This window comes from Priestia sp. TRM10 (assembly GCF_057808375.1).
In genome coordinates, this window is record NZ_JBJZOT010000007.1 from 59,781 (window position 1) to 83,370 (window position 23,590).

28 protein-coding genes and 1 riboswitch are annotated in these 23,590 nt (G+C 36.1%); of the genes, 19 read left to right on the plus strand and 9 right to left on the minus strand.

Annotated features, from left to right (window positions below; translation table 11 throughout):
- Positions 1–96: 96 nt before the first annotated feature.
- The 4 genes from ACK3CR_RS05445 (at position 97) to ACK3CR_RS05460 (ending at position 2,171) form a co-directional block, all read left to right on the plus strand.
- Positions 97–972: a helix-turn-helix domain-containing protein gene (locus ACK3CR_RS05445; protein WP_243514737.1), complete on the plus strand. Its 876-nt coding sequence runs from the start codon at positions 97–99 to the stop codon at positions 970–972.
- 60 nt (positions 973–1,032) lie between these two features.
- Positions 1,033–1,170 (plus strand): hypothetical protein, encoded by a 138-nt coding sequence (locus ACK3CR_RS05450; protein ID WP_172460265.1) that lies wholly within the window; start codon positions 1,033–1,035, stop codon positions 1,168–1,170.
- A gap of 69 nt (positions 1,171–1,239) precedes the next feature.
- Complete coding sequence (locus ACK3CR_RS05455; RefSeq protein ID WP_243514735.1) at positions 1,240–1,680, plus strand: GNAT family N-acetyltransferase; 441 nt, start codon at positions 1,240–1,242, stop codon at positions 1,678–1,680.
- 149 nt (positions 1,681–1,829) lie between these two features.
- A complete protein-coding gene (locus ACK3CR_RS05460; protein ID WP_019393946.1) occupies positions 1,830–2,171 on the plus strand; it encodes a DUF1516 family protein in 342 nt (113 codons plus the stop codon).
- Between the two features lie 37 nt (positions 2,172–2,208).
- On the opposite strand, the gene ACK3CR_RS05465 is transcribed toward ACK3CR_RS05460, so the two are convergent.
- Positions 2,209–3,111, minus strand: a complete 903-nt coding sequence (locus ACK3CR_RS05465) for an aldo/keto reductase (RefSeq protein ID WP_488975022.1) — start codon at positions 3,109–3,111, stop codon at positions 2,209–2,211.
- A 217-nt stretch (positions 3,112–3,328) separates the two neighbouring features.
- Here ACK3CR_RS05465 and ACK3CR_RS05470 point away from each other — a divergent pair, with 217 nt between their 5' ends.
- Positions 3,329–4,216 carry a cation diffusion facilitator family transporter gene (locus tag ACK3CR_RS05470; protein ID WP_488975023.1) on the plus strand — a complete coding sequence of 296 codons (888 nt, stop codon included), beginning with the start codon at positions 3,329–3,331 and terminating at the stop codon, positions 4,214–4,216.
- Between the two features lie 28 nt (positions 4,217–4,244).
- Here the strand turns inward: ACK3CR_RS05470 and ACK3CR_RS05475 are convergent, their stop codons facing one another.
- The gene (locus ACK3CR_RS05475; RefSeq protein WP_019393943.1) at positions 4,245–4,565 is read right to left on the minus strand and encodes an ArsR/SmtB family transcription factor; all 321 of its coding nucleotides are present in this window, start codon (positions 4,563–4,565) and stop codon (positions 4,245–4,247) included.
- Positions 4,566–4,711: 146 nt separating this feature from the next.
- Here ACK3CR_RS05475 and ACK3CR_RS05480 point away from each other — a divergent pair, with 146 nt between their 5' ends.
- A complete protein-coding gene (locus ACK3CR_RS05480; RefSeq protein WP_243514729.1) occupies positions 4,712–5,089 on the plus strand; it encodes a fluoride efflux transporter FluC in 378 nt (125 codons plus the stop codon).
- Positions 5,086–5,448 (plus strand): fluoride efflux transporter CrcB, encoded by a 363-nt coding sequence (gene crcB / locus ACK3CR_RS05485; RefSeq protein ID WP_243514727.1) that lies wholly within the window; start codon positions 5,086–5,088, stop codon positions 5,446–5,448. Before ACK3CR_RS05480 ends, crcB begins: the two co-directional genes overlap by 4 nt.
- A 26-nt stretch (positions 5,449–5,474) precedes the next feature.
- Here the strand turns inward: crcB and ACK3CR_RS05490 are convergent, their stop codons facing one another.
- The gene (locus tag ACK3CR_RS05490; RefSeq protein ID WP_243514706.1) at positions 5,475–5,972 is read right to left on the minus strand and encodes a GNAT family N-acetyltransferase; all 498 of its coding nucleotides are present in this window, start codon (positions 5,970–5,972) and stop codon (positions 5,475–5,477) included.
- Between the two features lie 138 nt (positions 5,973–6,110).
- Between ACK3CR_RS05490 and ACK3CR_RS05495 the strand changes: the two genes are divergently transcribed.
- From ACK3CR_RS05495 to ACK3CR_RS05535, 9 genes are all read left to right on the plus strand, one after another.
- On the plus strand, positions 6,111–6,953 hold the full coding sequence (locus ACK3CR_RS05495; protein WP_243514703.1) for an SPFH domain-containing protein: 843 nt from the start codon (positions 6,111–6,113) through the stop codon (positions 6,951–6,953).
- A gap of 4 nt (positions 6,954–6,957) precedes the next feature.
- Positions 6,958–7,128: a type II toxin-antitoxin system antitoxin gene (locus ACK3CR_RS05500; protein ID WP_019393938.1), complete on the plus strand. Its 171-nt coding sequence runs from the start codon at positions 6,958–6,960 to the stop codon at positions 7,126–7,128.
- Positions 7,129–7,177: 49 nt separating this feature from the next.
- Positions 7,178–7,285: riboswitch (TPP riboswitch) on the plus strand.
- A gap of 78 nt (positions 7,286–7,363) precedes the next feature.
- Positions 7,364–7,984, plus strand: a complete 621-nt coding sequence (tenI, locus tag ACK3CR_RS05505; protein WP_328123180.1) for a thiazole tautomerase TenI — start codon at positions 7,364–7,366, stop codon at positions 7,982–7,984.
- Positions 7,971–9,098 carry a glycine oxidase ThiO gene (gene thiO / locus ACK3CR_RS05510; protein WP_328123178.1) on the plus strand — a complete coding sequence of 376 codons (1,128 nt, stop codon included), beginning with the start codon at positions 7,971–7,973 and terminating at the stop codon, positions 9,096–9,098. The genes tenI and thiO overlap by 14 nt, the downstream gene beginning before the upstream one ends.
- A 3-nt stretch (positions 9,099–9,101) precedes the next feature.
- A complete protein-coding gene (thiS, locus tag ACK3CR_RS05515; RefSeq protein WP_243514698.1) occupies positions 9,102–9,305 on the plus strand; it encodes a sulfur carrier protein ThiS in 204 nt (67 codons plus the stop codon).
- A gap of 2 nt (positions 9,306–9,307) precedes the next feature.
- The gene (locus tag ACK3CR_RS05520) at positions 9,308–10,075 is read left to right on the plus strand and encodes a thiazole synthase (protein ID WP_243514697.1); all 768 of its coding nucleotides are present in this window, start codon (positions 9,308–9,310) and stop codon (positions 10,073–10,075) included.
- A complete protein-coding gene (locus ACK3CR_RS05525) occupies positions 10,075–11,094 on the plus strand; it encodes a thiazole biosynthesis adenylyltransferase ThiF (RefSeq protein ID WP_243514696.1) in 1,020 nt (339 codons plus the stop codon). Before ACK3CR_RS05520 ends, ACK3CR_RS05525 begins: the two co-directional genes overlap by 1 nt.
- Before the next feature lie 209 nt (positions 11,095–11,303).
- Complete coding sequence (locus ACK3CR_RS05530; protein WP_430239726.1) at positions 11,304–13,055, plus strand: ABC transporter ATP-binding protein; 1,752 nt, start codon at positions 11,304–11,306, stop codon at positions 13,053–13,055.
- On the plus strand, positions 13,052–15,055 hold the full coding sequence (locus tag ACK3CR_RS05535) for an ABC transporter ATP-binding protein (protein ID WP_328123169.1): 2,004 nt from the start codon (positions 13,052–13,054) through the stop codon (positions 15,053–15,055). Before ACK3CR_RS05530 ends, ACK3CR_RS05535 begins: the two co-directional genes overlap by 4 nt.
- Positions 15,056–15,085: 30 nt before the next feature.
- Here the strand turns inward: ACK3CR_RS05535 and ACK3CR_RS05540 are convergent, their stop codons facing one another.
- Both ACK3CR_RS05540 and ACK3CR_RS05545 read right to left on the minus strand, forming a co-directional pair.
- On the minus strand, positions 15,086–15,709 hold the full coding sequence (locus ACK3CR_RS05540) for an NAD(P)-dependent oxidoreductase (protein WP_243514689.1): 624 nt from the start codon (positions 15,707–15,709) through the stop codon (positions 15,086–15,088).
- 287 nt (positions 15,710–15,996) lie between these two features.
- Positions 15,997–16,212 (minus strand): alpha/beta-type small acid-soluble spore protein, encoded by a 216-nt coding sequence (locus ACK3CR_RS05545; RefSeq protein WP_019393929.1) that lies wholly within the window; start codon positions 16,210–16,212, stop codon positions 15,997–15,999.
- A 263-nt stretch (positions 16,213–16,475) separates the two neighbouring features.
- Here ACK3CR_RS05545 and ACK3CR_RS05550 point away from each other — a divergent pair, with 263 nt between their 5' ends.
- Entirely contained in the window at positions 16,476–16,697 is a 222-nt protein-coding gene (locus ACK3CR_RS05550) for a hypothetical protein (RefSeq protein WP_225985076.1), read from the plus strand.
- Positions 16,698–17,060: 363 nt separating this feature from the next.
- On the opposite strand, the gene ACK3CR_RS05555 is transcribed toward ACK3CR_RS05550, so the two are convergent.
- Genes ACK3CR_RS05555 through ACK3CR_RS05570 form a run of 4 tightly spaced genes read right to left on the minus strand, consistent with a single transcriptional unit; the run spans position 17,061 to position 21,964 of the window.
- Complete coding sequence (locus ACK3CR_RS05555) at positions 17,061–18,224, minus strand: YheC/YheD family endospore coat-associated protein (protein WP_243514677.1); 1,164 nt, start codon at positions 18,222–18,224, stop codon at positions 17,061–17,063.
- Positions 18,221–19,552, minus strand: coding sequence for a YheC/YheD family endospore coat-associated protein (locus ACK3CR_RS05560; protein ID WP_243514675.1), 1,332 nt, complete (start codon positions 19,550–19,552; stop codon positions 18,221–18,223). The genes ACK3CR_RS05555 and ACK3CR_RS05560 overlap by 4 nt, the downstream gene beginning before the upstream one ends.
- A complete protein-coding gene (locus ACK3CR_RS05565; RefSeq protein ID WP_488975024.1) occupies positions 19,545–20,618 on the minus strand; it encodes a YheC/YheD family endospore coat-associated protein in 1,074 nt (357 codons plus the stop codon). Before ACK3CR_RS05565 ends, ACK3CR_RS05560 begins: the two co-directional genes overlap by 8 nt.
- Before the next feature lie 17 nt (positions 20,619–20,635).
- Positions 20,636–21,964, minus strand: a complete 1,329-nt coding sequence (locus tag ACK3CR_RS05570; RefSeq protein WP_488975025.1) for a YheC/YheD family endospore coat-associated protein — start codon at positions 21,962–21,964, stop codon at positions 20,636–20,638.
- A gap of 215 nt (positions 21,965–22,179) precedes the next feature.
- Between ACK3CR_RS05570 and ACK3CR_RS05575 the strand changes: the two genes are divergently transcribed.
- Together ACK3CR_RS05575 and ACK3CR_RS05580 are read left to right on the plus strand one after the other, a co-directional pair.
- A complete protein-coding gene (locus ACK3CR_RS05575) occupies positions 22,180–22,545 on the plus strand; it encodes a YlbF/YmcA family competence regulator (RefSeq protein WP_019393923.1) in 366 nt (121 codons plus the stop codon).
- A gap of 118 nt (positions 22,546–22,663) precedes the next feature.
- On the plus strand, positions 22,664–23,539 hold the full coding sequence (locus ACK3CR_RS05580; RefSeq protein WP_488975026.1) for a Cof-type HAD-IIB family hydrolase: 876 nt from the start codon (positions 22,664–22,666) through the stop codon (positions 23,537–23,539).
- Positions 23,540–23,590 lie beyond the last annotated feature (51 nt).

A 23,590-nucleotide genomic window follows, 5' to 3' on the forward strand; every position in this document is an offset into this window, starting at 1 on the left:
CGATACTTTTTTATGTTATACTTTTCCTTCTTTCCCTTAAAATAGAGATAAGTCTGTAGTAGAATAGTAATAGAGTGAGTTCAAGGGGATGAACGTATGAACGAGTATTATATTGGACAGAAGATTAAAAACCTGAGAAAGAAGATAGGCTTAAGACAGTCTGAATTAGCTGAAGGCATTTGTTCTCAATCACAAGTAAGTAAGTTTGAAAAAGGAGAAGGCATCCCCTCTAGTATCATTTTATATCGTCTCTCTCAAAGATTAGGGGCGCCGATGGAATACTTTTTTGAAGAAAATCTAGAAGAGTATATTCAGCCTGTTAAGAAATTAATCCGTTATTATACTGATGAAACCAACTATAAGATGGTTTTTGATATTATTTCAAAAGAGAAAAAAACGGAAATGTATAAAGAAGATTTAGATTATCAGCAATTTCTACTTTGGCATGAAGGGATTTGTAGACAGCATATCTTTAGTGATTTTAAGAAATCCCAGGATTTGTTAAATGGGGCGTTAGAACTTTCAGATTCAGCTAAGCCAAGTTCCTCTAATAGAAGAAGTGAAATATTAAATAGCTTAGCTATCATTCATGCTCATAATGGGGACCTTGATAAAGCAATAACATTTCATAATAAAGCAATAGGGGAATGGAAAAAATTAGATTACGTCCATGATCCTACAATTTATCAAAAACTTTTATTTAACCAATCTAAATCTTTAGGTGACGCAAGAGAATACAAGAAATCGCTAGAAAAAGCTGAAAGAGGACTTAATGTTTGCTTGCAGAATAATTCATTATATCTTTTTGCAGAGCTTTGGTATGAAAAGGCAGAAGTTCTAATGTTTTTAGGAGAAAAAGAGCAAGCCTTAGAGGCATTTCAGCGTTCTGAAAGCTTTTTTAGGCTGCAGTCAAATACCGCTTATGCCGATGTTGTAAGAGAAGATATAGAAGAGTATTTTGGTAATCAATAGGCTTTATTGATTAAATATATTGAACTAAAATCTAAAGTATACAAAGGAGAGAATAAAATTATGAAAAAGAAAATTGCTTTAACAGCTGTCTTTGCAGTAATAGCATCAATTGTAGTTGCAGGAGGGGTTATGGATAATACACTCTTAGAATTAACAAATCATCAAGCAATCCAAACTGCTGCCGAGTATCGTCATTAATAAGTAAGGATAGAAAAGAGAGGAATAATATCCTCTCTTTTTTTTACGAAAGAATACGGAGGAGTCATCATGTCTTTTACCCTAAAACCATTCAACAACCTAACCCCAAAGGAACTTTATGCAATTTTAAAAGCACGTATCGACGTTTTTGTTGTGGAACAGAACTGTTTGTATCATGAAGCAGATGATAAAGATCAAGAGTGTTACCACTTATTTAAAGAAGAAGATGGGACCATTGTTGCCTATGTGCGGATTTTACCGAGAGGCGTCTCCTATAAGGAAGCATCAATTGGACGAGTGCTTGTTCATAAGGATTTTAGGGGAAGTGGCTTAGGCTATGAGGTTATGGAAAGAGCGCTTAGATTTTTAGAAGAAGAGCTTTGTGAAACAACAATAAAAATTCAGGCTCAAGCTCATCTAGAGAAATTCTATGGAAGCTTTGGATTCCAAGCCATTACATTACCATATGACGATGAGGGGATTCCTCATGTTGATATGATTAAAAAGTAGATAAATTTCTACTTCTTTTAAAAAGAGTTTAATTCTTGAACAGTTTGTAAAAAATATTATAAAAGCATTGTCACTAGATAGAAACCTCTATAAAATTAAAATGAACCTAATGTAAAAGTAAAACTTAAGAGAGAGTTGGGGGAGAAAACATGGATTTATGGGAAATCTTTTTCAAAGCACACCAAGGTTCTTGGGGAGTGCTTGTTGTACTTTATCTTATAAGCTATATCTTTAGTAAACAGAAAATCACACATATGATTTTACGTTTATTTTACGTAATCATGCTTGTATCAGGTATTGGAATGCTTGCACTTGGCGCATTACAAACCGTGTTTATCGTAAAACTTGTTATTGCAGTTCTTGCAATTGGACTAATGGAAATGACGATTTTAAGAAAGAGAAGAAACGAACCAACAGGTGCTTTCTTTATTTTATTGATTGTTCTTGTTGCAGTTCTTGTATCAATAGGATATGGATATATTCGCTTCTAAAAAAGCTAGCTTAGCAATTGCTAAGCTAGCTTTTTTATTAAGGCACTTCATGTCCCATTGAGCTTTGTAAGATTTCAAACCATTGCTCAGTTGAAATAGAATAATTTAGAGCATCTACAGCGTTATGAATCCGTTCTTTCTTACCTGAGCCGACAATTGGCATAATGCGGGCAGGATGAGCAAGAAGCCATGAGTAGATAACTTTATCGATCTCTGCGATTCCAAGCTCTTCTCCGACTTTTTTTAGAGTAGCGTGAAGACGGAGTGATTTTTCGTCTTGTTCCGTAAAAATGCTTCCACCACCAAGCGGTGACCATGCCATTGGAGGAATCCGTTTTTCTTGACAAAAATTAAGCGTTCCATCTAGAAAGTTTTCTAAGTTGGAAGGAGACAGTTCAAGCTGGTTTGTGACAAGTGGAAAGTCAAGGTAAGATTCCAGCATACGAAACTGATGATCTTTAAAGTTTGAAACCCCAAAATGACGTACTTTTCCTTCATGATGAAGAGTTGAAAAAGCTTCAGCAACTTCTTCTGGATTCATAAATGGATCTGGTCTATGAATGAGTAACAAGTCAATATAGTCTGTTTTAAGGGCTTTCAATGAGTTGTGAGCAGATAATAAAATGTGCTCATAACTTGTATTATAGTAATGTGAAGTGTGTTGAGGACGTTGCTTTGATGGTAAGACAATACCGCACTTTGTGACAAGCTCTATCTTGTCTCGAAGAGAAGGTTTAAGAGAAAGGGCTTCCCCAAATTTTTCTTCACAAAGGTAACTTCCATAAATGTCTGCATGATCAAACGTTGTAATACCTTCACTTAAGCAATATTCAATGAGTTCGAGTGTTTCTTTTGATGAGTATTTCCAATCTTCTAACCGCCATAATCCATGAATAATACGAGAAAATGATAAATTTTCAGCAATTTGTATCCTCTCCATAGCTATTCCTCCTTAGCAAGACTCTTTTTTTATTATCTCTGAATCCTTGTTTTCTGACAAATGAAAACTTGTGGACAATATGTTTAACGAAAAAGTGAAAAGAATAAATGTGTATGTATCCTTTTCAAGAGAGAGAGAATAGAAACTTGAAGAAGGCAGAAAAAAATGTAACAATTAACATATGAGCATATAATCATATAAGGGGGGAGAGAGAAATATGGGGCATAATCATAGTCATCATCATACAAATAACAAGAAAGCGTTAACGCTATCCTTTTTCCTCATTTCTTTTTATCTAGTAGTAGAAGTGATTGGTGGAATCATGACAAATAGTCTTGCTTTACTTTCTGATGCTGGGCATATGCTAAGTGATGCTGTCTCCTTAGGTCTTAGTTTATTTGCGATTAAGATGGGGGAGAAAAAAGCAACAAATACAAAAACATACGGATATAAACGATTTGACATATTAGTTGCTTTTTTAAATGGCCTTGCTCTTATTTTCATTTCACTTTATATTCTTTTGGAAGCTTTTCATCGTCTTTTAACTTCTCCTGAAGTGATGAGTACAGGAATGATCATCATTTCATCAGTGGGGCTTGTTGTAAACATTGTAGCGGCCTTTCTGTTAATGAAAGGAGATCATCATGATAATTTGAATGTAAGAAGCGCATTTTTGCACGTTTTAGGAGACTTGCTTGGCTCAATTGGAGCGATTGTAGCAGCTGTCCTTATTTTACTATTTGGATGGAACTGGGCAGATTCTGTTGCAAGTATTATCGTTGCTTTCCTTGTTATTGTCAGTGGGATAAGAGTGACGAGAGATTCGTTTCATGTCTTAATGGAAGGAACGCCGTCCAACTTAAATACTGAAAAAATTAAAGAGAAATTGCTAACAATAGATGGAATTAAAGGGGTGCGAGATCTTCATATATGGTCAATTTCTTCAGATTTTCCTGCTTTGAGTTGTCATATTGTAGTAGAAGATTTTAATCGGTATGAGCAAATTATGACAGAAGTTAAACATATATTGAGTCATGCTTTTCATATTGAACATACGACAATTCAAGTTGATAAACACCAGGATATGTGTGGTCACTGCAATTAAAAAAGAGAGGAAGAATGTCCTCTCTTTTTTAATGGTGCTGTGCATGTTCAATTGCTTGTTGTAGCAAATCAATAACATGTTTGTCATCATGTGAATAGTAAAGGGTTGTTCCTTCACGACGAAACTTAACTAAGCGCAAGTTTTTTAAAAATCGAAGCTGATGGGAAACTGTAGATTGAAGCAGCGATAGTTTTGCAGCGATATCTGACACAGAGTGTTCGCCTTGAAAAAGTAGATGTAGTATCCGTAGGCGGGTTGGATCTGATAAAGCCTTGAATGTTTGGGATACGATAAAAAGCGTTTCTTCATCAATATCCAAATGAGTTTGTTCTTGCTCATGTTCGCTCATCGTTTTCGCTCCTTTATTAATCTCTTCTTTATTATAAGAAAAGAATGGCAAAGGAACAAACGAAAAAGAAGAAATGTGGGTGGTTTACAAAGAAAACAAAAAAGAGGACAATAAAAAATGAAATAACAGAAAGAACGTGATACATATTGAAAAATTCTATAGCTGTAGCTGTTGGAGGGGCTTTAGGGGCATATTTGCGGTTTGTTACAACTCTTTGGATTCCACACGGCAGCTTTCCATATCACACACTTTTTCAAAATATAGTTGGAAGTTTTGTATTAGGAGCGCTGACAGCTTATTTTAGTTTGCGAACACGAAGAGAGTGGATTAAGGTAGGGCTTGGCACAGGGGTTTGTGGTGGGTTTACAACATTCTCTACCTTGGCTTTTGATGCCGTCTTTTTAAAAAGTACAGAGGCGTTTCTTCTTTACATTAGTATTTCTCTTGGATTTGGTCTTCTTGCTGTCTTTTTAGGTACTAGGTTTGTAAGAATGTTTGTGAAGGAACGAGGTGTAAGGAAGTGAGTGCCCTTTTTGTTATAGTTGGAGGAAGCATTGGTGCACTTTGTCGCTACTGGCTTGGCCTTATTTTTCTAGCCTGGACTAAAAAATCAAAGATGCCATTATCAATGCTTATCGTGAATGCGGTTGGAGGACTAGGACTTGGTGTATTTTATCATTTTGCTTTTCCTTTATCTTCAACAAGCTCTCTCTATCTTTTGGTAGGCACAGGGTTTTTTGGAGCATTTACGACCTTTTCAACATTTAGTGTTGAGGCAATGGGTCTTCTTCAAAAGAAAGCATACTTTTTGTTTTTTGGTTATATTCTACTTTCTTTTGCAGGAACAATTGGGCTTTTTTATTTAGGATATTACGGTATGTAAAAAGAGCGGGGAAATTCCGCTCTTTTTTAGTGTGAAAGAAATTTATCATATCCATAAAATTCATCTTCTTTTCCTTCAAAATACATTTCTCCAACCTTTTGAAAGCCTTTGCGCTCAAAGAGCTTTTGCGCTGGCTTATTTAAAGAAGATGTATCTGTTTTTAAATAGGAAATGTCTTGTTCTCCTGCAAGATGTTCGAAGAAGTCCATAAAAGCAGAAGCAACGCCTTTTCCTCTTACTTCCGGATTTACAAGAAGACGGTGCAAGACAAGTGCCTTTTCATCTGAGCGCCACTTTATTTGTTTGTACGGTTTTCCCTCAACCATATCAATCGTCGCTGAACCAGCAATTTTCCCTTGTTCTTCTTGAACATATAGGGTGCCGCTACGAATATCTTCTCTAAAAGATTCTTCCGTTGGGTAGGTTTCATCCCACTGGTTGTTTCCTTGAGCATTCATCATTTTAATGGATTGCTTTGCTAATGCTGCAATCTCAGGGATATCTGTTAGTTGTCCTTTCCGCACTTATCATCACCTCCGATATTAGGATAACCAAATAAGGAAGGAAACAAAAAAGATTTGCTTAATGATTTAATTTACAATTATATACAAAAGTGATATCATAATGATATAAATTAAATATTAATAAAAAGGAGTGTTGAAATGAAGGAAAAGAAAGCATTTTATATGAATGGATATCTAGGGGTAGTTGTCATTCTTCTTCTTTTAGCTTTTGCTGTTGTTTCATTTGCTGAAGAAAATGTAATTCTTGCTGTTCTTCTTGTTATTGTAGGGGCAGTACTAGCTACAGGCATTACGATTGTGCAGCCAAATCAGTCAAAAGTGATTATCTTTTTTGGAGATTATTTGGGTTCGATTCGTGATAGTGGATTATTCATGACGATCCCTTTTAGTACGAGAAGAACCGTTTCTCTGCGCGTACGCAACTTTAATAGCAAGCGTTTAAAAGTAAATGATGTAGAAGGAAATCCAATTGAAATTGCTGCTGTTATCGTATTTAAAGTTGTTGATGCAGCTAAAGCAGTATTCGATGTTGATCAATATGAAGAATTTGTTGAAATTCAAAGTGAAACCGCAATACGTCATGTTGCCACAAAATATCCGTATGATACATTTACAACAGAAGAAATTACTCTTCGAGGAAATGCTGATGAAGTGTCAAAAGAAATGGCGCGGGAGCTTCAGGAGCGTTTAGCTGTTGCAGGTGTTGAAGTAATTGAAACAAGATTAACTCACCTTGCTTATTCAACGGAAATTGCTAGTGCAATGTTACAGCGTCAGCAAGCTTCAGCTATTTTATCAGCTCGTAAGAAAATTGTTGAAGGTGCTGTTTCGATGGCTCAAATGGCTGTTGAACAGCTTGATCGTGATCACGTTTTAGAGCTTGACGAAGAGCGGAAAGTTAACATGGTCAATAATTTAATGGTGGCGATTATCTCGGATAGAGGAACGCAGCCAGTCATTAATACAGGTAGTCTTTACTAGTTTTATGGCTAAGAAAAAAAACTTTCCGCTGCGAATTGACCCAGAACTTCATAAAATCCTTGAGCGCTGGGCGCAAGATGAGTTTCGAAGCGTGAATGGCCACATTGAATTTTTGTTACGTGAAGCAGTAAAACGCGCTGGAAGATTAAAAAATAATGAACACAAAAAAGAATAGGCTTGTCATTTCTTAGTAGTTTGTTATAATGAAGGAAAATTATATAAAACATCATCACTAGGGGTGCTATTGTGAATAGCTGAGACGGAAATATATTTCTGAACTCTTTGAACCGGATCTGGTTTGTACCAGCGTAGGGAAGTGTGGCAAACGTTTTTTAATAATCTAAAAATGTTTATTCAAACCACCCTTACGCTTGTATGGGTGGTTTTTAGTTTTTTAAAGAGGTGAAATTGTGGCATTTTTATATGCGGTAACATCTGGAGAACAACCTTTTGAGAAGATAATTCGAAATATTAAATCTATTGATCCGTACGTAGAACTTATTCAAATTAGAGAAAAGAAAAAGACAGCTCATGAGCTTAATAATCTTATTGATTCCATACTAAAGCAAGGAATATCTCCAGCTAAATTAATTGTGAATGATCGCGTTGATATAGCTTTAGTAAGAGGATTAAGGGGAGTTCATCTTGCTTATCATAGCTTAAGCGTTAAAGATGTGAAGAAAGCTTTTCCACATCTTTATGTTGGAAAGTCTGTTCATTCGTTAGAAGAAGCAAAGCAAAGTGAACAGGATGGAGCTGATTACGTTGTTTTCGGTCATTTATATGAAACCTCTTCAAAACAAGGAAAAAAGCCTCGCGGTGTACAGGAACTAGCTCAGATTGTTGAAGAACTATCTATCCCTGTTATTGGAATTGGAGGCATTAATATAAGTAACATAGGAAAAGTGAAAGAAACGAATGCTGCAGGCATTGCACTTATGTCCGGTTTGTTTCAAACAGAAGCTCCAGGTGAAACAGCTAGAGCTTGCTGGAATTTATTAAATGGGAGCGAACACTGTGAAAGAGTATGATGTAATAGTCATTGGAGGCGGTGTGATAGGCTGTTCCATTGCATATGAGCTTGCCAAACAACATAAAAAGGTCGCTGTTGTGGAGCAAGGAGAAATAAGCAGTGGTGCCTCACGAGCTGCTGCGGGTATTTTAGGAGCACAAGCTGAAATTGATGAAGAAGGTCCTCTCTTGCAATTTGCGCTAAGTAGCCGAGAACTCTTTAAAAATCGTGTAAACGAACTGAGAGAACTAACGGGAATTGACGCAGAGCTTATCGAAAAAGGAGTATTAAAGGTAGCAACGACAGAGGACGGGTTCGAAGAATTGAAGAGGAAATTTAGCACCTATAAAAAATGGGATCTGTCTGTTGAATGGTTAACAACAAGTGAACTGAAAAAAAGGGAAACAATGCTTTCTTCAACAATTAAAGGGGGGATTTTCTTACCGAATGACGGGCAGCTTAATGCTTTTAAATATACAAAAGCGCTTGCATATGGCACAGCTGTTTATGGAGGAGATCTCTATGAATATTGTCACGTTTCTCAGATTATTGAAGAAAATGGGTATGTTAAAGGAGTTGTTACGTCACAAGGTACTTTTGCAGCTTCATCTGTTGTTGTCACAACAGGAGCATGGACAAGCAAACTACTTCCATATGTAACAGAGAAAAATGTTTATCCTGTTAAAGGAGAGTGTATGCTTCTTAAATCAAACAAACCGATTTTAGAGCATACCATTTATACACGAGAAGCTTTCTACATTGTCCCAAAAGCAGGAGGAAAACTTCTAGTCGGCGCAACAAGAACACCGCATACATTCGATAGAGCTGTTACGTTCGGAGGGATGAGCAAGCTTTTTGAAAAAGCGAAGGAGCTAATTCCTGAACTTTCTCACTCTGTTTTCTTAAAATCTTGGACAGGTCTGCGGCCTCAAACAGATGATGGATGGCCTTACTTAGGAGAAAGTCCTTATATGAAAGGTTGTTTTTTAGCATATGGACATTACCGAAACGGGATTTTACTCAGTGCTAAAACAGGAGAATTGATGAGAGATCTTATTAACGGTACTCAGCCAAAAGAGCATTTTTTTAACGCTTTCTCACCGGAAAGAGCTTACTCTTTGAAAGGAGGATAACAGATGAACTGCAAGATAAACGGTGAAAATATTAAGGTAGAGCCACATATTAGTAATGTTTATGAACTTTTAGCAGCATATGGAATGGAAAACAAAATATTGGTTGTAGAGAAAAATGGAACAATTTTAGAAAAAGAAGATCACATAAACGAAAATATTCAAGATGGAGACACATTTGAAATTGTGTCATTTGTTGGAGGAGGATAATAATGTTAAAGATTGGTTCTTATTCATTTCAATCACGTTTACTATTAGGTACAGGAAAATTTCCAAACTATGAGATTCAGAAAAAAGCAGTTGAGGCTTCAGAGACAGAGATTTTGACGTTTGCAGTTAGAAGAATGAATATCTTTGATCAGGCACAACCGGATTTGCTAGAAGAGCTTAACGTTAAGAATTATACACTATTACCGAACACAGCGGGAGCGAAAACAGCTGAGGAAGCTGTTCGAATTGCTAAACTAGCCAAAGCTTCTGGACTTTGTGATATGGTAAAGGTTGAAGTAATCGGTTGTGATAAAACGCTTCTTCCAGATCCTGTAGAAACATTAAAAGCAAGCGAAGAGCTTTTAAAAGAGGGATTTACTGTGCTACCATACACTTCAGATGATGTTGTATTAGCAAGAAAGTTAGAGGAATTAGGAGTACATGCCATTATGCCAGCAGCAGCTCCAATTGGTTCAGGACAAGGAATCCTTAATGAGCTGAACTTAAGTTTTATTATTGAACAAGCAAATGTACCTGTTATTGTAGATGCAGGGATTGGTACAGCTTCTCATGCAGCACGCGCAATGGAACTAGGTGCAGATGGGGTTCTTTTAAATACGGCTGTATCAGGAGCTAATGATCCAGTTTTGATGGCAGAAGCAATGAGAGATAGTATTATAGCTGGGCACAAAGCATTCAGAGCAGGTCGTATTCCAGCGAAGCGATATGCTACAGCGAGTAGCCCAAAGGAAGGGATGACAGTTAGTTAATGACTCGTTACTCAAGACAAGAGCTTTTTGCTCCAATTGGAAAGAAAGGACAAGGGAATATTGCGAAAAAACATGTGCTTATGATTGGAGCAGGAGCACTTGGTACTGGCAATGCAGAAGCGCTAGTACGAGCAGGCATTCGTAAACTCACCATTGTTGACCGAGATTACGTAGAATGGAGTAATCTTCAGCGTCAACAGCTTTATACAGAGCAGGATGCGAAAGAGCAAACGCCAAAAGCTATTGCTGCTAAAAAGCGATTAGAACAAATTAATAGTGAAGTAGAAATAGAAGCACACACGCTTGATGTTACTTCCCTTGAATTAGAAAGTCTCTTAAAACAAGATTCTGTTGATTTAATTATGGATGCTACAGATAACTTTGATATTCGCTTTATTATTAATGATATGGCACAACGTGAAAATATTCCGTGGATTTATGGAGCATGTGTTGGAAGTTATGGGCTTTCATATACTATTTTACCTGGAAACACTCCTTGTCTACATTGTTTAATGAAGACTGTCCCGCTTGGCGGTGCAACATGTGATACAGTTGGAATTATAGCTCCCGCTGTTATGATGGTTACGGCTTATCAAGTGGCAGAGGCAATGAAGATTCTTGTAGAAGATTTTGAAGCCGTTAATCGTAAACTTGTTTCATTTGATTTATGGAAAAACCAGCAAACAGCTATTTCCGTTGACAAGCTAAAAAGGGATGATTGCCCGTCTTGTGGAATATCCCCCCTCTATCCACATCTAAAATATGAAAATCAGCTTAAAACAGCTGTGCTTTGTGGGAGAGACACAGTTCAGATTCGTGTGCCGAAAAGAGAAGAAGTAGACTTAATGAGAATTGAGAAAGATTTGAGTTCAACACATACCGTAAAGCGAAATCCATTTTTACTTTCTTTTGAAGAGGGAGACATCCGCATTGTCCTTTTTAAAGATGGACGCGTATTTTTACACGGTTTAAAAGATATTAAAGAAGCAAAGAAAGTTTATCACCGTTATTTTGGATAGATTAATTGACTAAAAATTGAAAAAAATCTAGAATGAAGCTATCTTATATTTAGAAAACGATTTTAGTATAGAAGAGATAAAAGCAATCATCTTCTCATACAATAATAAAGTCGTTTTCTTTTGAAAGATAGGTAAGGACATCGCTTTAAAAGACGATGTCTTTTTTTATGGCAGATATTATCCATAAAATAACAGGAAGGAGAGAAGGCATGTTTTCAGTTTTAGGTAAACTATCATGGTTTTTTAAAAAGTATTGGAAAAGGTATACAAGCGTCCTGCTCTTGCTACTTTTAGCAAGTATTTTAGATGTCCTGCCGCCCAAAATACTTGGAGTCGTAATCGATAGCATTGGGGCAGGCACGTTAACCTCTCCCTTTTTAGAAAATAGGATTTTCTTTCTAACAGTGATTGCCATTATCGTTTATATCATTACATACATTTGGATGCGTCAGCTTTTTGGAGGGGCTAATATTCTTGAGCGCGTTTCACGAACTAAGTTGATGAATCATTTTTTAAAGATGTCTCCTCCTTTTTATGAGCGTAACCGAACAGGAGATTTAATGGCGAGAGCAACAAACGATGTGAAAGCAGTTGCTGCAACAGCTGGATATGGAATTTTAACACTTATTGATTCAACCGTTTTTATGCTTACAGTTCTTGTCATGATGAGTGTAACAATTAGTTGGAAGCTTACAATCGCTGCTGTCCTTCCTTTACCAATTATGGCTTTTTGTATTAGCAAACTTGGTACAAAAATTCATCATCGCTTTATTAGAGCACAAGATGCTTTTGGGAAAATGAATGACAAAGTTCTTGAATCTGTAGAAGGAGTACGGGTCGTTCGAGCTTATGTTCAAGAAGAACATGAAATAAAGGAATTTCATGAAATGACAGAGGAAGTTTACAACCGAAATCGCGAAGTAGCTCAAATTGATGCCCTTTTGGCACCGCTTGTGAAAATTTTAGTTGGTGTAAGCTATTTAATTGGGCTTGGATATGGAACATATCTTGTTTTTCATAGAGAATTAACACTAGGGGAGCTTGTTTCGTTCAACGTTTATCTTGGAATGATGATTTGGCCAATGTTTGCCATTGGAGAACTCATTAACATAATGGAGCGCGGAAATGCGTCCGTTGATCGTGTAAATCAAATTCTCCAGCAGAAAGAAGATATAAAAAATAACGCTATTCTTCAGCATGTAGAAGTGCCAACTCCAATTAAATATAAACATTTATCTTTTTCTTACCCTACATCACCAAAACCTGTTTTAAGCAATATCTCATTTACGATCTATAAAGGAGAAACGATTGGGATTGTTGGACGAACCGGAAGTGGAAAAACAGCGCTTATTCAACAGCTTCTTCGTCAATACCCGCTTGGCTCAGGAGAACTTTTAATAGGAGATGTACCAATTCAGCATATTGCTTTAGAACGTTTGCAAAGCTGGATTGGATATGTACCACAGGAGCATGTCCTGTTTTCAAAAACAGTAAAAGAGAACCTTTTACTTAGTAAAGAGACAGCAAGCGATGAAGAGGTAGAAGAAGCAATAAAATTGGCTGCTTTTGATAAAGATATCCCGTTTCTAAGCAAAGGACTTCATACGCTTGTTGGCGAAAAAGGTGTGGCGCTTTCAGGAGGGCAAAAACAGCGTTTATCAATTGCAAGAGCTCTTTTACGTAATCCTCAAATTCTCATTTTAGATGATTCTTTATCTGCTGTTGATGCAAAGACTGAAGAACAAATTATTCGCAATCTAACGAAAAAACGAAAAGGAAAAACAACATTTATCATTACGCATCGTTTATCAGCAGTTGAGCATGCTGATCATATTTTAGTGCTTGAAGATGGGCGTATTATCCAGGAAGGAACACATCAAGAACTGAAACAACGAGAAGGATGGTATAGAGAGCAGCACGTAAGGCAGTATTTAAAAGAAGAAAGTGAGGTGAAAGGATGAAAACAGCAAGTCGTTTATGGAACTATGCGTTAACACAAAAGAAACTTATTATACTTTCTCTCCTCATGCTAATTGTAGCAGTTTCCTGTGAGCTTTGCGGTCCATTTCTAGCTAAACGAATGATTGATTATCATATCTTAGGAATTGAAAATGGATGGGTCGAAGTAGATGAAACAGATGGAGCAGTTCACTATAAGGATGAATGGTATGAAAGGCGAGACAGAGTTCAACAGTACAAAAATAAGGACGTTGCAGAAGTCCTATTAGTTGGGCGCTCTTATTACTTTGTTCCTGAGGAAGTTCAAAAAGGTGGCGTTCGCTCTGTTGAAGATGGAGTCTTAACAGTAAAGAGTGATAAGAAAGAGAGTCAATATAAAGCCGAAAAGTTAACAGGAAGTGAAGTCCTTTCTTTTTATAAGGAAGAAACAAAATCAATTGTTTGGTTAATGAGCGTGTACTTTTTCCTTCTTGTTGTAGCATCTGTACTCCACTTTGGTCAACGTTACTATTTGCAGGTTAGTTCCCATCGCATCATTCAGAAGATGAGAGAAGACGTCTTCTTTCATACTCAGAAGCTTCCTGTATCATATTTTGACCGTTTTCCAGCAGGACAAATCGTTTCACGCATCACAAACGATACAGAAGCAATTAGAGAACTTTATGTGACCGTTCTCGCCACGTTTGTAACAAGTATCGTCTATATTATAGGAGTTTTTGTTGCGCTATTTATTTTAGATCCGAAACTAGCTTTTGCCTGTTTTGTTATCTTTCCTATTCTTTTCATTTGGGTTGTTCTTTATCGTAAGTTTGCCTCTCTCTACAATTACCGAATTCGAACAAGAATTAGTGAACTAAATGGATCTATTAATGAATCAATTAACGGAATGCCTATCATTAGAGCCTTTGGAAAACAAAAGATGTTTCAAAAAGAATTTGAGGATATTAATAGAGATCATTTTACTTATCAAAACAAACTCAACTCTTTAAATGCCTTAACATCATATAATCTTGTGGGCTTTTTACGAAATATTACGTTCGTTCTTATTATCTGGTATTTTGGAGGAGGATCCATTAATGGAGGAAGCATCATAACAATTGGAATTTTATATGCTTTTGTTGATTACATTAATCGTCTCTTCGAACCTCTTACAGATATCGTTAATCAACTTTCTAATTTAGAGCAAGCCCGTGTTTCTGCCTCTCGTGTGTTCGAATTTTTAACAGAAAAAGAGGAGAAATATGAAGTTGGAAAAAGAAAGAAGTATGTAGGAGAAGTAGCTTTTCATAACGTTTCATTTGGTTATAAAGAAGGAGAGGAAGTGCTCCATAACATTACGTTTAAAGCACAGCCAGGAGAAACAGTGGCGCTTGTTGGACACACTGGATCAGGTAAAAGCTCTATGATGAACATCCTTTTCCGCTTTTATGATGTTCAAAAAGGGAAAATTACCATTGATGGAGAGGACATATCAACGATCTCGAAACAAGAACTTCGAAAAAACATGGCTATTGTTTTACAAGACCCCTTTTTATTCAGCGGAACAGTTAAGGAAAATATCACGCTTAATGAACAAAATATTGATGATAAAAAAGCCTTTCTGGCTATTAAAGCTGTAGGGGGAGAAGGCATTATACGAAAGTTAAAAGGTGGAATGAACGCACGCGTCACAGAGAGGGGCACAATGTTTTCAACCGGAGAAAGACAGCTTCTATCATTTGCTCGTGCTCTTGCTTTTAATCCGTCTATCTTAGTTCTCGATGAAGCAACAGCAAATATTGATACTGAAACAGAAAGCGTTATTCAGCATGGACTTGATGTTTTAAAGAAAGGAAGAACAACGTTTATTATTGCTCATAGACTTTCAACAATTAAAGAAGCAGATCAGATTCTTGTTTTAGATAAAGGAAAGATTGTAGAGCATGGAAATCATGAAGAACTGATGAAAAAAAGAGGCATCTATTATGGGATGTATAAAACACAAAAAGGAGAAGCAAGTTAAAAAAGGAAAGCCTATTGGGCTTTCCTTTTTTTAATAGCAAATACCAACACGGCAGTAAGGATAATTGCTTTCTAATAGCTCGTTATAAACAAATTTCGCTGTATCTCCTGCTGTAATGAGCTTTCCGTCTTTTGGTAGCATGTTCTTCTCAGCCCGAATCACTTGGTCTGTTTCGCCTCCATCTGGAAGATATGTTGGACAAACAATAGTCCATTTTAAAGAAGTATCAGCGAGAGCTTTATATACTTTCAGATGTTCTTCAGCTGATCGAGTTGTTTTTCGTTTTGATTCACTTGATTGGAACCGATACAAAGCAGGTTGCAAGCGAGATTGTAATATCCCTGCTGTCCCAACTGTAACAATCTTAGAAATATCATATTCATACATTGCTTCAATAATATGAGGTATTGCAACACTTAATGTTGTAGCACCATCTGTATTAAGCGCACTTAATATAGCATGAGTATCTCTTATTGTATTTTTTACATCTTGACTATTTTTAGCATCGCCTTTCACTATTGTAAGAGACTTATGAGCTTGTTTTATGCGACTTACATCTCGAACAAGTGCAGTAACTTCATGTCCTTCTTCAAGAAGTTTATTGAGCAGGGAAGAACCAACTCGACCAGTTGCTCCGAATAAGGCAACTTTCATTTTATTCACCTCTTTGACTTAAATTTAATGTTTTTCAGCTTATCATACAGCCAAGAAGAATGATGTAAAAGAAAAGGCTCTTTTCTAGAAGTCAAATGTTTATTATGTATACTGATGTCGAATCTACACTAAGATTGTACTACTTTGTTACTTTTTTGTACATTTTTAGGGGGGCTGAAAATTGACGATTAACGGTAAATCCAATATAAGTAAAAATAAAAGAAGCCCTAAGCAACCTTAGGGCTCCATATCCAATATCATTCATTTGTAGAGGGAAATCTTTAAATTTATTTGTAGCTTCCACCAAGTTGTTGCTCAGCCATTTGTACTAAGCGTTTTGTGATTTCGCCACCAACAGATCCGTTAGCACGAGAAGTTGTGTCTGCACCTAATTGTACGCCAAATTCGCTAGCGATTTCATACTTCATTTGTTCAAGAGCTAATTCTGCACCAGGTACAACTAGTTGATTAGTATTGTTGTTACGAGTTTGGTTTTGTGGCATTATTACTCATCTCCTTAAATTTGTTTAAAATGGTTGGGTTCACTGGAATTGAACCAGTCTAATAGAGGAACCATCTTCCTGTAACCCAGTGTGTAAATGTTTGTTTCTGTAAGTTTGTACTCCTATTATGAGAGACTATAAACAATACTATGCATATCTTTTATTTGGTAAATATTACAATAATGAAAAGAGTGGATTTTACTAAGAGTAATGCGAAACATTTTCGAACATATTAGAGGTAAATAAGGAATAGTGAGGGGAAAATGATGTGTCCACTTTGTAATGGATTTAAAGAATGTGATTATATTTGTTCAACATGTGGTCATCTTTTAAAAGATATGGGAAGAACAACAGATTATTTAGATGAATACAGCGCATACGTAGACTTTGATGATACTAAAAATGTCGATGGGAAAGTAAGTCATGCATGCTGTCATCTTCTTTATTGTGAAAATTGTAATCATGAACAAAAGGTGTTTCTTTAGGTTAAAGCATAATTTACATTAAACAAATCATACTTCTGCATAGGAGATAACTTCTTAGTATTGTTTATATTTGGGGGATGATGCTAAGCTTGTCCTTAATAAGATAAGAAATATTTTTTCACTCAGAACATGTCTTGCAAAATAAAAAGAAATGATTTTATCAGTTACAGTATTATTCCATGTTTAGTTATTGCTATATATAGACATAAGAAAGAGGAGTATACTGCTTTCTACAACTTTTATATGTAGGGCATATTGTTTGTAAATATGCTTTGGTTTTAAAGTTGTTATCTATGTATAGGCTAAAAGAGAAAAAAGTCTCTTTTAGCTTTTGTTATCTAGCATAAAAATAAAGAGAAAAAACTACAAAAATGAAAGTTCAATAAATAAATTGTGCAAGTTTTCAGCACCTTTTGTTCGGATATGTTCTTCATCAAAAATCATCGGTTTTGCATTTAGTTCAAGTACATAATACCGATTGTCAGGTGTTTTTAACATATCAATTGAAAATTCTCCAACAAAAGGGTGAAGTTTTATAAGCTGTTCTCCACAGTAGTGAGCAATCTCCTCTACTTGTTTTATGTTAATCTGTTGGTGAATATCTTCCAATGGAATAATTCCTCCCCCCTTTGGAACGTGGGTTGTCAAAGATTGAGTTCCAGCTTGCCTAACACCAATTCCACTTATAAGGAACTTATTAGCCGATCGGTGCATAAGAAGGCGGAGGTCATATCGTTTGTCTTGAAAAGAAGCCGAAGGAAGTGCTTTTTGCAGAATGACTTTGTTATGTTTATGAGCAAGCTCTTTTTCGTAAAAATCGTTAAAAGTTTGATATGTTCGTGTTTCGATAAAGTCTTCAACAATATAGACATTTTCTTTTATCTCTACTACGAAAATTCCTTTTCCCTTTCGGCCGTGGATTGGTTTTACGTAAATTTTCTTATGTGTTTTTAAAAAATGTTGTGCTTCGTGCTTTGACGTAAAGAACAAAGTAGGAGGAATATGACGTTTTAAAAAAGAATGAGAACTTAAAATGTCATGCATATCTTCCTTTGAAAAAAACGCTTTATTGAAGAATGGAATGTTATATTTCTTTAAAGTTTTAAATAAGCGCTGAACCTTTTTTTTCTGCTCATATTTTCTAGAAGAAATACGGTTATATACAACGTCAGGGAGCGGTACTTTTACTTTTTTCCATTTTTCTTGATAGAGAATATAGCCAGAAATAGAGTCGTCTTTAAAAGATTCGGCAGTGAAGAAGAATGGAAATGCACGTCTGTTAGTGAGAAAGGTATGAAGATGAAGAAAATATTCATATGGTACTTCTTTATTTGCTTTAAGTTGGCGAGGCGAGATTAGAATACCGATAAGAGGACCGAGACGATTTTGATACAATTTAACAGAAAAAGAGTAGGAAAAAGGGTCACTATCGTATGCTTTTTGTAAAATCTTTTTACCAAATAAAAGAGAAGAAGCTTCTTTGTGGAAAAAGCATTCTTTCTCTTTATTATAATAGAGGAAAGTCATAGGATTACAGCCTCTGTTCTTTCCAAAGATTCCTTCGTTAAGAAAATTGCGAAAGCGTACAGCATTTGACGTGTTTTTACGTCTTGCTCATGAAGGATAGGATACTTAAAAATAGAGCGCCCTGGTCGCGAATTTGCTTCGAAAAGATATAATTCTTCATTTGCATCCATTCCAAAATCAAACCCAATTTCCCCAATCGTTCCATCTAACGTTTTTTGAAGATTTTGGCTAAGCGTTAAAGCAGCTTCTGTAAGTTTCTTCTCGACCTCTTCAGTGCGATCTTTAAAAACGTCTTCTAGTCTTTTTACATAGCCACCATTTCTAAGATGTGTTGTGATCGTATCTTCTCCACTTACTTTAATTGCTATTGCCGTAACTTCCCACTTTCCATCCTCATTTCGGTTTGTATGAACTCGAAAATCAAAAGGGCTATTATTGTAAGATAATAATGACATTTTCCTCTGAATAATATAAGGTTGTGCTTGTTTGTGATTTTTCAAGAAGTTAATGAGCTTTTGGAAAGAAGAAAAAACTTTGTTTTGACCTAAATCCTTACTTTCACAATGATATCCTTCACTTGTTGCTTCAATAACAAACATTCCTTTTCCTAAGCTGCCATGAATAGGTTTTACATATACATGGCCATAAGAGCTAAGCATTACTTTTAGATCAGAAGAGGTTGAAAAGAGCCTTGTTGGCAAGAGCCATCGACTCTCTAATTTTCCTAGCGATTGATACGTATCCCATTTGTTAAAAAAGGTCGGATTAAACCAAGGAATATCATATTCTTTTTGAAGTTTTTCTTTTACTTTAAGAAGTGTATTGTCTTTTTCAAGTTTACGATTTGGAAGGCGATCATATATAACATTTGGAAATGGAACTTTATGTTTAATCCACCCGTTTCTACCATAGAAGTATCCTGTTACAGTTCCTTCGGTGAAGTCTAAATCAGAATGGCGAAAAATGAAAGCAGAACACCCTTTTTCCTTTGCACTTGTTAAGAGTTTGGCAAAAAATAATGAACGTTGAGCAACTGGACGAAGCATAGAAGAGGTGAATCCAGCTGTGAAAATACCGACGAGAGGACCGATATATAGAACATGATCTTTCACAAAAAGATGAAGCGTTACTTTTGATTTCGGAAAGGACAAAGCTGTTGCAAGATCTTGTGAAATTAATAAAGTAGGTTTTTCATGAAAACGAATTTGACATGATACCATTTTTGTTCCGTATGCAATTCTTTTAATATTGTTCTTTTTAAAACGTATAGGAGCATACACGATTTGTGAGGAAGCTGTTGTAAGATGAATGTCTACTTTTTCAGGCACGCTGCTCAACTCCTTTTCTCTGTTCTAGAAAGCGAATATAAGCAAATGGTCTATCATAAATTTGCTCAAGTTCTTTTTCTGTTAAAATTGAAGAAATTTTTCTGCCTGGTTTTGAATTTATATCAATTACAAAAAGGTGACCATCTTTTGTAAATGCAATATCAATTCCAAGTTCAAAAAGAGGGCCAAAAGCATAATCAAGCGTCTTAGGCAAAGTTTCCACAATATCTTCTAATGCTTTTTGCACACATAGTCTAGTTTTATGATCATAAAGGTAGAGGCTGTCGATGAAAGACGAAATCTTTCCACCTTGGCTTAAGTTTGTTAACAGCGTTCCTTTTTTTCCTTTTCGAATAGCTCTCACACTCTCAATCCAGGCCTCGTTCTTTTTCTGTACGAGAAGGCGTATATCAGATGGTGAACCGCTCCATTGCATATTGAGGTATGGTTGAATAAGATAACTTTCTGTAAGAAGTTTTCTGTATAGCCAACTTATAAACTCGTCATGTGCTGAAAAAGAATGCACGTTCACTTTGCCACTATGTTGTGTATAAACGTGAATTTTCTCTTTGAGTGTGATAAACAAAATCCCTCTTCCGCCGCTTCCACAAAGCGGTTTTAACACAATCTCTCGGTCCGTTTTCAATCTCTCATATACATCAGCCGGTGTGTTGGGGAAGGTTGTATATGGAATATAAAAAGAGAGGCTTTGATGCTGCTGTAAAGCGCTGAAAACCTCCTTTTTATTTGGGAGACCATAGCCAAGAAGTAATATATCATGTTGATTTTTTAGCACTCTCATGTTTCGTTTAGCTCTCATTGAACTTCTGTCATTTTTATAAAAGCATCTGTCATAAAGATAAGAGGGGATAGGGAATACGTCTTCAACAAAATCCTGTTCTAAATTGTCATATCGAAGCCCATGAACATTCTTGTCTTCTATCGAATAGCTGTCAGGCGTAAAGCGATAAAAGGTGATGTTGTGAAGGTGAGCACGTTTAGCAAGCTTATAGGCGTAGTCTTTTTCTTGTTGAAGAGATAATGTGATAAAACCTAATGAAGTCATCGTCTTCACTCCTTTTACTAAAAACCGCTTAACCTGAAGCAGTAGCGCACAAGTGCTTTTGTAGATGGTCTTGTGTGCCCGTTTTCGGTTAGAAAAAAGCGCTTCGAAGGCTTTGTGTTTACTTCAATAAGCCAAAGCGATCCATCTTCATCAAGTGCTAAATCAAGACCGAATTCTCCATACAACCCTTCATTTTGAGCGCAGAGGCAGTGACAAATTTCAAGTGAAAGTTCGCGTAGAAGCTCAAGCAGATGTTTTATTTCATGGTGAGAATAAAAGGTTTGTAAAAGGTCTTTAATCGGCATAAGATCTCCGCCCTGTGAAAGGTTGGAAACGAAGCTGCTTTTTTTAGAAACACGAGCTACCATTGAAGTGATGCCCCATTTATCTTCTTGTTTTCTATGACACAAAATTCGAAAGTCAAATGGTCGGTTATCAAGCTCTTTTAATGAAAGCGTTTCTTGAAGTAAATAGTTTCTTTTTTTGAATTTTGGATATAAATTTTTATATAACTTAGTGAAATTATCATATATTTTTCTTTCACCTGTTTCAGCACAATCAACAAGGTATGTGCCGCTTCTTTCTTGTACTTTAAAAATCTTCTTCCCTTGACTTCCATTAATAGGTTTTAAAAATAGAGATCGATGAGCACTAAGAGCGTTCATCAAATCCTCTTTATCTTTAAGATAATAAGTCATAGGAAGGAAAGGCGTTAAATGTTCATATTGTGATAAATGCTCGTGTACAAACCATTTGTCAAGAAAGCGCTGATTGAAAAAAGGAATGCCTAGGGATAAGATGTCTTCTTCAAATTTTTTAAACGTTGCGCCATTTTCTTTTTTTCGACTATGAACTCTATTGTGTATAACGTTTGGAAGGGGAACATGGTCATATTCAAAATCTTCATCTTTCATTACATATCCAAAGCATTCTTGACTGTGCCAATGTTTCAACGTAGTTACAAAAAACAACCCACCTATTTCACAGCAATAGTCGTGCATTTCTTTACAAAAGTCAGATAGAGAAGGCGGAATAGCTCCTTCCTTTGATAGGTTGGTCACAACTGTAATAACAGGACCAAAGAAAATCTCTTCATTGATAATTTTTATTTGAAGAGAGAGAGAATTAATTGGCAAACGAAGCATTGTAAAAAGGGAAGAAGAGAAATAGACCGTATCTTCTTTGCTTTCAAAAACAGCCACCTGTGCTTTTGCTTTCTGCTTTCCTACGTAAACGTTTGTATAGTTAGATAGCTGCTGTTGTTGTGCAATATGGCTTGGTATCCAAACCGTATCTTGAAGCTCTTTTGTTGATGATAATTGAATCGCTACAGTTATTGGTTTCATTGTCAATCCTCATTTAAAAAGAAATTAGGCGAATGTTGATATATCGTATGAATAAAACAAACTGTCGGTGAGAAGAAGAAAGGAAAAAGGAGCAATTTCCTTTCTTGCTTTCACTGTTTAGGGGGAAAAAAACCTCAAAGGCTGAAATGTATACAATAGTTTGTTATAGTAGAGAAGGTAAACGAAAGCCTAAACTAAGGTAGGAGGATTTTTTTATGACTAATGTATACGATGTAGCGTACGAATTGGAAAAAGCAGTACGTGAGAGTGACGATTACAAAAACCTAAAAAAATTATATGATGAAGTGAACGCAGACGAATCAGCAAAACGTCTTTTCGATAACTTCCGCAACATGCAACTTGAATTGCAACAAAAGCAAATGACTGGCCAAGAAATTTCTGAAGAAGAAGTTCAAAAAGCTCAGCAAACTGTTGCAATCATTCAACAGCATGAAGCAATTTCAAAATTAATGGAAGCAGAACAACGCATGAGCGTTCTTGTTCAAGAGCTAAACAAAGTTATTATGAAGCCACTTGAAGAGCTTTATGGTAATCCAGAAGATTCAAATTCTGTTCAATAATATAAAAGAGGAGTCGCAGAAGCGGCTCCTCTTTTCTTATGAAGCATAAACACGCCATATACATCATATTCATTACTAATCAGTCAGCAAGCAGACACCGAGGAAAGAAGGAGATGTAGTGATGTATCGCTTATTAGCATTGAATATTGATGGAACGATTTTGAACAATCAAGGACGTTTGACAAAGGAAACTAAAGAAGCTATTGATTATGTTAAGGATAAAGGAGTCTACGTAACAGTTGTGACAAATCGTCATTTTTCATCCGCTAAAAAAATCGCTAAAACATTGCGTCTTCATAAAAATCAACTCATAACTCACAGTGGAGCATTCATTGCTTCAAATGTCGATAAACCAACATATGAGCGTAGAATATCCGAAAATAAAACGTTTAACCTTGTTCAAGTGCTTGAAAACTTTGATTGCCATACGAGAATTTTACATGAGAAATTTTCACTCGGAAACAGAGTGAAAATTCACAATCAAGTGATGGCAAAGGCTGTATTAAAAAGTAATGAACCACTTTTTTATCCTATTCAATTTGTGGAATCACTAGGAGAAACACTTCGAGACAATCCAGTTTCTGCACCTAAAATCGAGCTTTATTTTCAAAGTCAGTATGAAAAGGAACAGGCAGAGCGTACGATTGCGTCGGCTTTTGATATTGAATGGATTTCCTATCCAAATGAGCCTCGAGTATATATAGTTGAGAAAGGGACTTCAAAAGAACATGGGGTCTATTATGTTGCAACACAGCTAGGTATCTCACTCGAAGAAGTTGTAGCAATTGGAAACTGCTATGATGATCTTGGTCTTGTAGAGTCTGTTGGCCTTGGAGTAGCAATGGGGAATGCACCAGATAAAGTAAAAAAAGCTGCAGGGTGGATAACGCGTTCAAATAATGAGAATGGAGTTGCTTACATGGTAAAAGAATTGTTCCGTAAGCAACCCCGTATTGGCTATCTAGAGAAAATTGCTTCTCTTGATAAGCATTGACCTTTCATAGCTCTTTCGCTAAACTGAAAGAAGCTTAATAAAGAGAGCAGA

Excerpts from the sequence above, each read along its gene's own strand:
- ACK3CR_RS05465 (WP_488975022.1), bottom strand. The coding sequence starts at position 3,111 with ATGGAGAGGATACAAATTGCTGAAAATTTATCATTTTCTCGTATTATT.
- ACK3CR_RS05445 (WP_243514737.1), top strand. The coding sequence starts at position 97 with ATGAACGAGTATTATATTGGACAGAAGATTAAAAACCTGAGAAAGAAG.
- ACK3CR_RS05550 (WP_225985076.1), top strand. The coding sequence starts at position 16,476 with ATGATGTGTCCACTTTGTAATGGATTTAAAGAATGTGATTATATTTGT.
- ACK3CR_RS05495 (WP_243514703.1), top strand. The coding sequence starts at position 6,111 with ATGAAGGAAAAGAAAGCATTTTATATGAATGGATATCTAGGGGTAGTT.
- ACK3CR_RS05525 (WP_243514696.1), top strand. The coding sequence starts at position 10,075 with ATGACTCGTTACTCAAGACAAGAGCTTTTTGCTCCAATTGGAAAGAAA.
- ACK3CR_RS05545 (WP_019393929.1), bottom strand. The coding sequence starts at position 16,212 with ATGCCACAAAACCAAACTCGTAACAACAATACTAATCAACTAGTTGTA.
- ACK3CR_RS05470 (WP_488975023.1), top strand. The coding sequence starts at position 3,329 with ATGGGGCATAATCATAGTCATCATCATACAAATAACAAGAAAGCGTTA.
- ACK3CR_RS05500 (WP_019393938.1), top strand. The coding sequence starts at position 6,958 with ATGGCTAAGAAAAAAAACTTTCCGCTGCGAATTGACCCAGAACTTCAT.
- ACK3CR_RS05450 (WP_172460265.1), top strand. The coding sequence starts at position 1,033 with ATGAAAAAGAAAATTGCTTTAACAGCTGTCTTTGCAGTAATAGCATCA.
- ACK3CR_RS05540 (WP_243514689.1), bottom strand. The coding sequence starts at position 15,709 with ATGAAAGTTGCCTTATTCGGAGCAACTGGTCGAGTTGGTTCTTCCCTG.
- thiS (WP_243514698.1), top strand. The coding sequence starts at position 9,102 with ATGAACTGCAAGATAAACGGTGAAAATATTAAGGTAGAGCCACATATT.
- ACK3CR_RS05565 (WP_488975024.1), bottom strand. The coding sequence starts at position 20,618 with ATGACTTCATTAGGTTTTATCACATTATCTCTTCAACAAGAAAAAGAC.
- ACK3CR_RS05530 (WP_430239726.1), top strand. The coding sequence starts at position 11,304 with ATGTTTTCAGTTTTAGGTAAACTATCATGGTTTTTTAAAAAGTATTGG.
- ACK3CR_RS05455 (WP_243514735.1), top strand. The coding sequence starts at position 1,240 with ATGTCTTTTACCCTAAAACCATTCAACAACCTAACCCCAAAGGAACTT.
- ACK3CR_RS05575 (WP_019393923.1), top strand. The coding sequence starts at position 22,180 with ATGACTAATGTATACGATGTAGCGTACGAATTGGAAAAAGCAGTACGT.
- ACK3CR_RS05475 (WP_019393943.1), bottom strand. The coding sequence starts at position 4,565 with ATGAGCGAACATGAGCAAGAACAAACTCATTTGGATATTGATGAAGAA.
- ACK3CR_RS05460 (WP_019393946.1), top strand. The coding sequence starts at position 1,830 with ATGGATTTATGGGAAATCTTTTTCAAAGCACACCAAGGTTCTTGGGGA.
- ACK3CR_RS05570 (WP_488975025.1), bottom strand. The coding sequence starts at position 21,964 with ATGAAACCAATAACTGTAGCGATTCAATTATCATCAACAAAAGAGCTT.
- ACK3CR_RS05555 (WP_243514677.1), bottom strand. The coding sequence starts at position 18,224 with ATGACTTTCCTCTATTATAATAAAGAGAAAGAATGCTTTTTCCACAAA.
- ACK3CR_RS05535 (WP_328123169.1), top strand. The coding sequence starts at position 13,052 with ATGAAAACAGCAAGTCGTTTATGGAACTATGCGTTAACACAAAAGAAA.
- ACK3CR_RS05520 (WP_243514697.1), top strand. The coding sequence starts at position 9,308 with ATGTTAAAGATTGGTTCTTATTCATTTCAATCACGTTTACTATTAGGT.